Here is a 6096-nt window from a genome sequence, read left to right on the forward strand (position 1 = left end):
TACAAAATCCTTGAAGAGGGATGTAAAAAACTACAAATATATTATACGAGGGAGGAATTGTAATGGCTACATCAAGTTTTTTAAGATTGCCAGAGTTTAAGACAGACAAGGAGATAGATGGCTTAATAAAGGCATTGGAGAATGATAGAAAACCGAATTTAACAGATATTAAAGTGACGAAAATAACGGATGAGAAAAGAATCAAGAAAATATTAGGGATGAAATAATGGAAACATTGAGGTTATCAATAAGCGATTTGTTAAAATATAATACGGAAGAATATTTACAAGATAAAGTTTTAAGCAAATTTAAAAGTAGGGGAAATACGGATATAGAAATTTTTTTACATAATAAGGCTGCATTTTTTGAAAAAAGTTCAATTTCAACAACACATTTAATTTTTAATAATGACAATCTATTATTGGGATATTTTACTGTTTCAAATAAAAGTTTGATTTTATCTAAAGAAAGAGTTGATAAATTAAGTAACAGTAGAAGAAAAAAATTAATGCAAAGTGGACAAATACTTGAAAATGGGCATATAATTGTAAATAGTTATTTAATTGGGCAATTAGGGAAAAATTATAATTTATCTAGTAAAAAACAGATAAGAGGAAAAGATTTGCTTACGTCTGCATTTAATGTAGTATTAGAAGCAAAGGAATTGATAAATGCAAAATATGTCTGGCTGGAATGTAAAAATTCAGAGAAACTTATAGATTTTTATAAAAAATTTGGCTTTGAGAAGATAGATAATTTTATTTCTAAAGATGGATTGGTTGTTATGATGATGAAATTGGATAGGAAAAATTGATTGAGAATGAAAAATACTACTGTTGATTTAGACAGTGGTATTTTTTTGTTTTCTATTGGGTTTGGAAATGAATTATCTTGTTTTTTTGTATAGAATATGATATTCTAATAATGTAATTCTTAAAAATAAATTTTAATCAAATTGAGATTGAATTGATAAAAATTAAGTGAATTTAGATTTGAGTAGGAATAATTATAATTTTGAAATAAAGAAGGATGTTAGAAAATATGGGAAAATCAGAAATAATTAGAGGGACAAGCAAATGTGCAAGATTTTTTGTCTGTGATACGACAGAGATTGTAAAAGAGGCAAAGAAGATTCATGGACTTGATCCGATAGCGACAACTATTTTTGGGAAACTATTGACAGCGACAGCTATGATGGGGAAAGATTTGAAAAATGAGAAGGATTTAGTGACAGTTAAAGTAAATGGAGATGGACCTTATGGAAATATGCTTGCGACTGGGAATATGAAAGGGGAAGTAAAAGGTTATATTGGAAATCCTGAAGATAAATTTCATCAGATAATTGACGAAAATGGAAATTTTATAAAAGATGAAACTGGGCAAGTGAGATTTATTGGAAATGGAACGATGCAAGTTATAAAGGACTTGGGGCTGCGTGATCCGTTTTCTGGCGTTACAAAAATAAATGAAGAGGATATTGCAGATATAATTGCTCATTATTTTCTTTTGTCAGAGCAGATAAAATCAGTTGTCGCACTTGGTGTAAAACTGGATGAAAATGGAGAAGTAAAAAGGGCTGGAGGATATCTGATACAGCTGTTGCCAGGTGTGGAAGACGGATTTATTGATAAACTGGAAAATAAATTACAGCAGATTAGGATGATTACTGAACTTCTGGAAGGTGGAATGAGCCTTGAGCAGATTGTTGAGCTGCTCTATGAGGATATTTCGGTATTTGAGGAAGAGACAGATGTTGATGGCGCTCATAAAAAGGTTTATGTGGAAGATTTTGAAATTTTGGAAAAATCAGAGCTGGAGTATAAATGTAATTGCACTAAAGAGAAGTTTTACAAGGGATTAATCACGCTTGGAAAAGAAGAAATTGATAAAATTCTGGAAGAGGAAGGCAAAATTCAAGTAGAATGCCATTTTTGCGGTAAAAAATATGATTTTGAAAAAGAAGATTTTAAAAATTTATAAAATAGATTTGCTTGGAATTATGTTTATACTGTTTTAGGTAATTGTAGAAGTAATAATGCAGAAATAAAACTGAATACAGTGTTTTTAATCTAAAATATCAAAGTTTTATTGTAAAAATATTGGAAAAAAATGATAGAAATTAGTTTTATAAAAACATTGTAGTTGTTAGAAATTTTAAATTTTTATAAAAAGCAAACAGTTATTTGATTATGAAGAAGATTTATTATAATAAAAAAACTGGAAAGGAAGAGAAAATGTCAAAATTAAGAGTAGGAGTAATACGTGGGGGAGTTTCAACTGAAAGGGAAGTTTCTTTAAAGACAGGAAGTGAAATTGTAGCAAACTTGAATAGAGATAAATATGAGGTTTTTGATATTGTGATTGATTCAGAAAAGGAAGTTTTTGAGAAAGTAAAAGACTTGAATCTGGATTTTGTTTATATCGCTTTACACGGTGTATTTGGAGAAGACGGGAGAATACAGGCAATTTTACAAAGTCTGGGAGTGGCTTATAGCGGGCCTGGAGTGATGTCAAGTGCAGTTTGTATGGATAAGGAATTTTCGAAAAGAATTGTGGCTGGATACGGAGTTAGAATTGCAAAATGGAAAAGTGTACGTGTAGGCGAAACTGTTGACTTTGAAACAATAAAAAAAGAATTGGGGAATCGTGTTGTAGTAAAGCCAAATAACGGTGGCTCAAGCATTGGAGTAAGTTTTGTGGAAAATCAGGAAGAACTTGAAAAAGGGCTGGAACTTGTTTTTGGAATGGATAAGGAGGCATTGATTGAGGAAGTTCTGCATGGTGTGGAAATAAGCGTACCTGTGATTGATGGGGAAGTTTTTCCAACACTAAGAATTGAGGCTCTTGCAGGAGATTACTTTGACTACGAATCAAAATATGCAAAAGGTGGGGCAAATGAATATGTATTTGAATTTCCTGAAAAAGTGCAGGCTGAAATTAATAAGTTTGCAAAAGACAGTTATTACGGGCTAAAATGTGAAGGGTTTGCAAGAATAGACTTTATGGTGGTAAATGAAGAAACGCCATATTTTATGGAAGTAAACACATCGCCAGGAATGACATCTGCCAGCTTATTGCCAAAAAGTACAGCTTCAAAAGGTTATGATTATCCGCAAACATTGGACTTGTTAATACAATCTTCAATAAAAGTGGAAAGATAAAAGGATTAAAAATTTAAAAAAATAAAAATACAAAAGGGAAGTGGAAAAAATGGAAAGAATAGCAAGTTTTACAGTAGATCACATCAGATTAAACAGAGGAATTTATGTGTCAAGAATAGACGAAGTTAATGGAAATTATTTGACAAGTTTTGATATAAGAATGAAATTACCAAATAGAGAGCCAGTAATAAATATTGCTGAACTTCATACAATGGAGCATTTGGGAGCAACTTTTTTGAGAAATCATCCAACTTGGAAAGATGAAATCGTATATTTTGGGCCTATGGGATGCAGAACAGGATTTTATCTTATCTTAAAAGGAAAACTGGAATCAAAGGACATTATTGACTTAATGAAAGAACTTTACAAATTTATGGCAGAATTTAAAGGAGCAATCCCAGGAGCGACTGCTATAGAATGTGGAAATTACTTGGATCAAAACTTGCCGATGGCTAACTTTGAGGCTAAGAAATATTTGGAGGAAACGCTGGAGCATTTGGGAGAGGAAAATTTAAATTATCCTGAGTAAAAAACACTATGACCATTTTTAAGAAGTATTTAAAAATAAGGTGGTAAAAGGATGGAAGAATTAAATACATTTGAAAAAACTTTACCAGATAAATTGGAGTTTCTAATTAAATTGAAGCAATTCGTGAGTTCTTCTGTACAAGTCTATCATGAAAAACATTGTCTAGACGGAAAGTTGTTTTTTCAAAAATCAGAGATAAAAAATTATGGAATAAGTGATGCGATTCATTTGGGATTTGGTGAGTGGGTCGTTAATGAATATCAAAAGTTGATTGAAAGCTATAAAACTAAAATTTAATTTTCTAAATTAAACGAAGTAGAAAAAGATCGCCTTGTTAAGAAATTGAAAAATTATAATTTTTAAGTTTGATTTCAAAAGTGAAAAGGAGAGATTTTGTATGAAAAAAGTAATTATTTTGTTTTTTGTTGTTTTTTCGTTAAGTTTTTCATTTGAATTAAAAAAAGAAAATTTTGAAATTGTAAAAAATAAGAGTTTAAAATTATCAGAAGAGGAAATGAAAAATCAAAGTGAAAAAATTGTTGAAGTTTTTAATAAAGAAATTTCAGATAGGATAGAAAGTAAAAATAAGGGTATTGAATATTCGGAAAATACTAATTTGGAAACTGGTGAAAAAAATTTTAAAGTGAATGTACCTGATGTTTTGATGAATAACAAAGTTTATGAAAAAACAATTTATAAAATTGAAAAAATTAATTTTATTTCAAAAAACAAAGTGGAAATAACTTATACTGAAAAATCTCCGAATATTTTTGAAATTATGTTTTCTGAAGAATTTAACAAAAAACTAGAAGATAAAGTTTCAAAAGAATTGGGTTATAAATTAGATAAGGAAAAAATTCAAAAATTGTCCAATGAAGAAAGATTGAAAGCAAATGTAATAATTTTTTCTGAATCTCAAAATGAAATGATAAAAAGATTGGATAATAACCAATTTGAATATGAAACTGAAAAGAGAAAAATGATTTTAGAAAAAAATCAGAAAGAATGGGAATATAAAGATGAAGAAACATTAGAAAGTGATGGTTTTGATATTTTTGATTCTATGTTTGAAAATTTTGGAAAATAATGTGAATAAATTAGAAGAGGTATGAGTAAATGAAGAAGATATTAATATTATTTTTACTAACAGCAAGTCTTGGATTTTCTGCGAATTATAAGGTGGAAGTTAAGCCAAATGTGAAAATTCAAAAATCAGAAATTGAGAAAAATAATATTGAAATTGAAAAAGCTTTTTCTGAATATAAGAAGGCAGATGTTTCTACTGCATTAAAAGAAGTTGATAAACAAATAAAAGAGCAAAAAAATACTGTTGAAGCAATGTTTTTTGGAGAAATTACAAAAGCATTTTTGAAAAAAAGGGAGATTAATATAAAAAAAATTGAATATGTGTCTTCTTCAAAAGCAGATTTAATAATTAGCTTGAAGTCCCCAGTATTATCAAATAATAATTTTGGTTTAGATGAAAAAGATCAAGAAAAAATGAGAAAGTTATTTAAAGAAAGAACAGGAAAATCTATGGAATATTTGGCGAATATTCCAAAAAAAGAATTTCAAGAAAAATGGTTACCTAAGTTAATCGATATAGTTTCAGAAAGAGTTTTAGAAAAGATTAATAATGCAAAAAAATTTGAAGAACAAGAAGACAATATTAGAGCAGAAAAAATTAATGGAAAATGGAATTTTTTTACAGAAGAGGAATTAAAAAATGAGAAAAATAATTGATACGCATACGCACATCTATGATAAACAGTTTGAAAATGATTTTGATGATGTGATGAAAAGGATTGAAGATGAGCTGGAAGGGATTGTGAGCATTGGGTTTGATTTAGAAAGTTCACTTAAAAGCATTGAGCTTGCGAATAGATATTCGTTTGTGAATGCGGTAATTGGAGTTCATCCTGTGGATATAAAAAAATATAATGATGAAGTGGAAAAAGAACTGGAAAGATTAGCATTGACTGAGAAAAAAGTTGTCGCAATTGGGGAAATTGGGCTGGATTATCACTGGATGGAAGATCCGAAGGATGTTCAGATTGCTGGATTTAGAAAGCAAATGGAACTTGCAGAAAGGGTAAAAAAACCAGTTGTTATCCATACAAGAGAGGCTTTGCAGGATACACTTGATGTTTTGAAGGATTATAAAAATGTTGGCGGGATTTTGCACTGTTATCCAGGTTCTCTGGAAGCGGCAAAGCCATTTTTAGATAGGTATTACTTGGGAATTGGTGGTACTTTGACGTTTAAAAATAATAAAAAGACGAAGGAGCTTGTGAAGGAATTGCCTTTGGAAAAAATTGTTCTGGAAACAGATTGTCCGTATTTGACACCTGTGCCTTTTCGAGGGAAAAGAAATGAGCCGATTTATACAAAATATGTAGCGGAAGA

The 6096-nt window shown here is 29.7% G+C and carries 9 protein-coding genes; all 9 read left to right on the forward strand.

The features are described from left to right. Positions 1-62: 62 nt before the first annotated feature. Positions 63-227: a hypothetical protein gene (locus Q0370_RS02110; protein ID WP_162840186.1), complete on the forward strand. Its 165-nt coding sequence runs from the start codon at positions 63-65 to the stop codon at positions 225-227. After that, positions 227-814 carry a GNAT family N-acetyltransferase gene (locus tag Q0370_RS02115; protein ID WP_299571478.1) on the forward strand — a complete coding sequence of 196 codons (588 nt, stop codon included), beginning with the start codon at positions 227-229 and terminating at the stop codon, positions 812-814. Before Q0370_RS02110 ends, Q0370_RS02115 begins: the two co-directional genes overlap by 1 nt. Before the next feature lie 227 nt (positions 815-1041). Continuing rightward, complete coding sequence (locus tag Q0370_RS02120; protein ID WP_299571480.1) at positions 1042-1980, forward strand: Hsp33 family molecular chaperone HslO; 939 nt, start codon at positions 1042-1044, stop codon at positions 1978-1980. A 254-nt stretch (positions 1981-2234) separates the two neighbouring features. Beyond that, positions 2235-3161, forward strand: a complete 927-nt coding sequence (locus tag Q0370_RS02125; protein ID WP_299571482.1) for a D-alanine--D-alanine ligase — start codon at positions 2235-2237, stop codon at positions 3159-3161. A gap of 49 nt (positions 3162-3210) precedes the next feature. Then, on the forward strand, positions 3211-3690 hold the full coding sequence (locus Q0370_RS02130) for an S-ribosylhomocysteine lyase (protein WP_299571485.1): 480 nt from the start codon (positions 3211-3213) through the stop codon (positions 3688-3690). A 51-nt stretch (positions 3691-3741) separates the two neighbouring features. Further along, entirely contained in the window at positions 3742-3987 is a 246-nt protein-coding gene (locus tag Q0370_RS02135; RefSeq protein ID WP_299571487.1) for a hypothetical protein, read from the forward strand. Between the two features lie 100 nt (positions 3988-4087). Beyond that, complete coding sequence (locus Q0370_RS02140; protein ID WP_299571489.1) at positions 4088-4777, forward strand: hypothetical protein; 690 nt, start codon at positions 4088-4090, stop codon at positions 4775-4777. A 29-nt stretch (positions 4778-4806) separates the two neighbouring features. After that, the gene (locus Q0370_RS02145) at positions 4807-5433 is read left to right on the forward strand and encodes a hypothetical protein (protein WP_299571491.1); all 627 of its coding nucleotides are present in this window, start codon (positions 4807-4809) and stop codon (positions 5431-5433) included. After that, positions 5417-6096 (forward strand): TatD family hydrolase (locus Q0370_RS02150; protein WP_299571494.1); only part of this gene is annotated, 680 nt, incomplete at its 3' end. The genes Q0370_RS02145 and Q0370_RS02150, both read left to right, overlap by 17 nt.

It is taken from the genome of uncultured Leptotrichia sp. (assembly GCF_938036635.1).
In the GTDB taxonomy this organism is placed as follows: domain Bacteria; phylum Fusobacteriota; class Fusobacteriia; order Fusobacteriales; family Leptotrichiaceae; genus Leptotrichia; species Leptotrichia hongkongensis.